The organism is Streptomyces phytophilus, assembly GCF_013870535.1.
GTDB classification, from domain to species: domain Bacteria; phylum Actinomycetota; class Actinomycetes; order Streptomycetales; family Streptomycetaceae; genus Streptomyces; species Streptomyces phytophilus.
In genome coordinates this window covers 1-3,595 of record NZ_JACBXC010000608.1, presented here as the reverse complement: position 1 = coordinate 3,595, position 3,595 = coordinate 1, and the positions used below count along the sequence as shown (strand labels likewise).

Below are 3,595 nucleotides of genomic sequence, written 5' to 3'. Positions count from 1 at the left end.
GGACCGCCCGCAAGCCGGAGCCTGCCTCCGCCTTCCCGGCGCCCCCGCGGCGCGCCTTCCAGCTCCGGTCGACACGCCCATCCGCCCGCGTTTTCATGGAATCGCCGGGCTTTTCCTGGTTCGTACCTCCGGGGAAAGCCGCGATCACCCCTACCTCCGGCGGGAGGCGACCCGTGCATACCGACAAGCGTCCGACCAGTGGTTCCGGCCGTGAGGACGGCGGCCGGGGTGACGGACAGCCGTCGCGGGACGCGTACGACGACGAGCAGGATCAGGCCATCGACGCCGATCCGCAGCTTCGCGAGGCCGGGCGCGCCAGGTTGCGCAAGCGCGCGGGCCGGCGGGCCGGGGGTGACCAGGGCGGTGAGGCGCGGCACTGAGCCGCGCGCGAGCTGCTGATTACTCCCTCCGGTCGACACCTGAACGGCGGAGGCGTTACATGGTGATATGCCGGTTTCGTCGAACGAGTCGGCGGACCGCTTCTATCCCTGCACGCACCATCCAGCGGGAGGAACAGTGCAGACCGACAGGAATACAGCCAGTGGCGGCAGTGGCAAGGCCGCGAAAGCCGCGGGGGTAGGGCGCGAGACCGACGCCGCCGCTGCGGCGGGCGGCGGCGGCCGGAGCGAGCAGATGGGCCGGCGCGGTCAGCAACCCGAGAGCGCGGCGCGGGGCGGCGCGGCGGAGGACCAGCGCGTCGTCGCGTACCGCGAGCGGCTCCAGGTCGAGCCCGTCGACCGGCGGCAGCCCATGGGCGAGGCCGAGGTCACGATCCGGGTGCGGGAGACCCCGCAGCGGTTCGAGGTCACCCGCGGCCACGACGAGTGCGTCGTACGGCGCAGCGACGTCGACGGCAAGGACGGCAACCTGATCGCCGGCGACCACCACGAGTTCGTGGAGCGCAGCGTGAAGGTGCCGCTCTACGGCGAGGACGCCGAGGTCGTCGTCCACAAGGTGTCCGAGCCCTACGCCGTCGCCGACATCGGCACCCGGCGGATCGAGGACACCCAGACGTTCGAGACCGTCCTCAAGACCGAGGAGATCGTCGAGAACGTGCCGGCCGGCCAGGGCTCGTCGATGAGCGTCCGCGAGGTGCAGGAAGGCTACGACCTGCGCGGCGGGGGCATCCGATACGGGCAGCACGAGGGATCCACGGAGAGCCGGGGCCATGCCGCCGCGCCCGAGAGCGCCGACACCCCCGGCGCCGCCGAGGACATCGGGGAGGGCAAGGGCCGCGGCCGCTGGTTCTGACCGCCCCACCCTGCCCACCGGGCGGGGGTCCGCCGACGTGCGGGCCCCCGCCCGTCGGCTCCGGCCGACCCGCCCTCCCGGTCCCCGTGCCGATGGGCCGACGGGCCGATGGGCCGATGGGCCGATCGATCAGGCCGCCTTGCCCGGCTTCTTCGCCGCCTTCTTGCCGGTCTTCTTCGCCGTCGTCTTGGCCGTCGTCTTGGCCGCTGTCTTGGTCGCGGTCTTCTTGCCCGTCGTCGCGGTCTTCTTCGCCGCCGTCTTCTTCTTCGCGGCCGTCTTCTTCGCCGCCGCCTTCTTCCGCGGCGCCGCCGTCCCCCCGCGTTTGTCCTGCGCCGCCTTGACGCTCGCCTCCAGCGCCGACATCAGGTCGATGACCTGGCCCTTCTCCTCGCCCTCCGCCTCCTTCGGCAGCGGCGGCGCGATGCCCTCCTTGCTCGCGACGAGTGCTTCGACCGCTTCGCGGTACTCGTCCGTGAACTCGTCCGGGTCGTAGCCGCCCAGCGCATCCATGAGGGAGTCGACCATGTCCAGTTCCTGCCGGCGCACCGTCACCTTCTCGTCCGGCGCCACCGTCTGCGCCGAGCGCACCTCGTCGGGCCAGAGCATCGTGTGCAGGACGAGGACGTCCTCCTCCTCCAGCACCCGCACCAGCGCGGGCGCCTCGCGGTTGCGGAGCGCCACCTTGACCACCGCCACCCGCCCCGAGCGCTTCAGCGCCTCGCGGAGCAGGACGTACGGCTTGGCCGCCGCGGCGTCGGCGGCCTTGACGTAGTACGCGCGGGAGAACTGGATGGGGTCGAAGTAGCCGGTCTCCTCGAAGCCCACCACGTCGATGATCTTCTTGCTGGGCAGCGGCAGCTGGGCGAGGTCCTCGGGGGTGAGGACGACGAGGTCGCCGTCCTCCGTCTCGTACGCCCTGGTGATCTCCGCGTACTGCACCTCGCGGTCCTCCAGCTCGCAGAACCGCCGGTAGCGGATCCGGCCGCCGTCCTCGGCGTGCACCTGCCGGAAGGACACCCCGTGCTCCTCGGTGGCGGAGTAGAGCTGGACGGGGATGCTGACCAACCCGAAGGAGATCGCACCCTTCCATATAGATTTCATCCATATGTCCTCTCTCCCGGAGGTTCAGCATATGCCGGTCACCGAGGTCGAAGGACGCCGCCTGAAGCTCAGCAACCTCGACAAGGTGCTGTGGCCCGAGCACGGCTTCACCAAGGGCGAGGCGCTGCACTACTACGCCCAAGTCGCCGACGTCCTGCTGCCGCACGTACGCGACCGGGCCGCCTCCTTCCTGCGCTTCCCGGACGGCGTGGACGGGCAGCGGTTCTTCGCCAAGAACGCCCCCGCGGGCACGCCTGAATGGGTGAGCACCGTCGATGTCGAGCTGACCCGGAGCACCGTGCACCACGTGCTCGTCCAGGACCTGCCGACCCTGCTCTGGGCGGCGAACCTCGCCGCGCTGGAGCTGCACGTACCGCAGTGGAGGGCCCTCGACCCCGGCGCGAAGAAGGCGGCGGGGCCGGTCAGGGCCGGCGACCGGCTCGCCGACCGGATCGTCTTCGACCTCGACCCCGGCCCGCCCGCCACAGTCGTCGAGTGCTGCCGCGCCGCGCTGCTCGTGCGCGAGGCGCTGCGCGCGGACGGGCTCGACGCCTGGCCCAAGACCTCCGGCTCCAAGGGCCTGCACCTGTACGTGCCCCTCGCCCCCGCCTCCGCCGAGGCCACCAGCGCGTACGCGAAGTCCCTGGCCCGGCGGCTGGAGGAGGAGCACCCGGAGCTGATCCTGCACCGGATGGCACGCAAGCTGCGCCCGCGGAAGGTCTTCGTCGACTGGAGCCAGAACTCGCGGGCGAAGACCACCGTCGCCCCGTACGTGCTGCGCGCCAAGGCCCGGCCGACCGTCTCCACCCCGCTGACCTGGGACGAGGTGGAGGCTTGCGGCGATCCGGACGAGCTGGTCTTCCTCCCCGGTGACGTGCTGGAGCGCATCGGCACGCACGGCGACCTGCTGGCACCACTGCTCGGCGACCACTTCGACCTGCCGGATATGACTGATTAGTCCATTCGTGGGACAGTGGATAGCGACCGACACGTTCGACAGCGTCACCAGGGTCACGAGGAGGCGTCGGTCATGGCCAAGCACCACAAGCACGACTCCACCAGGCACCGGCAGGGCGGCAACGCCGCGTTCCAGGAGGCGATGAACGCCCGGACCGAGCGCGTCGAGGAGGACCGGCGGCAGTCCTCGACGGAGGCGCACAACGATGCCAAGTCGCAGCGAAGCAGGATGACTCCGCAGGTCGAGCGGCGCGGCGCGCGCCGCAACCGCGGATAGCGAACGGTC

Annotated in this window: 5 protein-coding genes; 4 read left to right on the top strand and 1 reads right to left on the bottom strand. The window is 71.2% G+C overall.

What is annotated here, in order from left to right:
* Both H5J30_RS36020 and H5J30_RS22175 read left to right on the top strand, forming a co-directional pair.
* Window positions 1-380 (top strand): hypothetical protein (locus H5J30_RS36020; RefSeq protein WP_220189218.1); only part of this gene is annotated, 380 nt, incomplete at its 5' end.
* 136 nt (window positions 381-516) lie between these two features.
* On the top strand, window positions 517-1,251 hold the full coding sequence (locus H5J30_RS22175) for a DUF2382 domain-containing protein (RefSeq protein ID WP_181789141.1): 735 nt from the start codon (window positions 517-519) through the stop codon (window positions 1,249-1,251).
* A 129-nt stretch (window positions 1,252-1,380) separates the two neighbouring features.
* On the opposite strand, the gene ku is transcribed toward H5J30_RS22175, so the two are convergent.
* Window positions 1,381-2,352 carry a non-homologous end joining protein Ku gene (gene ku, locus H5J30_RS22170; protein ID WP_181789140.1) on the bottom strand — a complete coding sequence of 324 codons (972 nt, stop codon included), beginning with the start codon at window positions 2,350-2,352 and terminating at the stop codon, window positions 1,381-1,383.
* Between the two features lie 31 nt (window positions 2,353-2,383).
* Between ku and ligD the strand changes: the two genes are divergently transcribed.
* Both ligD and H5J30_RS22160 read left to right on the top strand, forming a co-directional pair.
* A complete protein-coding gene (ligD, locus tag H5J30_RS22165; RefSeq protein ID WP_181789139.1) occupies window positions 2,384-3,310 on the top strand; it encodes a non-homologous end-joining DNA ligase in 927 nt (308 codons plus the stop codon).
* A gap of 72 nt (window positions 3,311-3,382) precedes the next feature.
* On the top strand, window positions 3,383-3,586 hold the full coding sequence (locus H5J30_RS22160; protein WP_181789138.1) for a hypothetical protein: 204 nt from the start codon (window positions 3,383-3,385) through the stop codon (window positions 3,584-3,586).
* The last annotated feature ends 9 nt before the right edge of the window (window positions 3,587-3,595 follow it).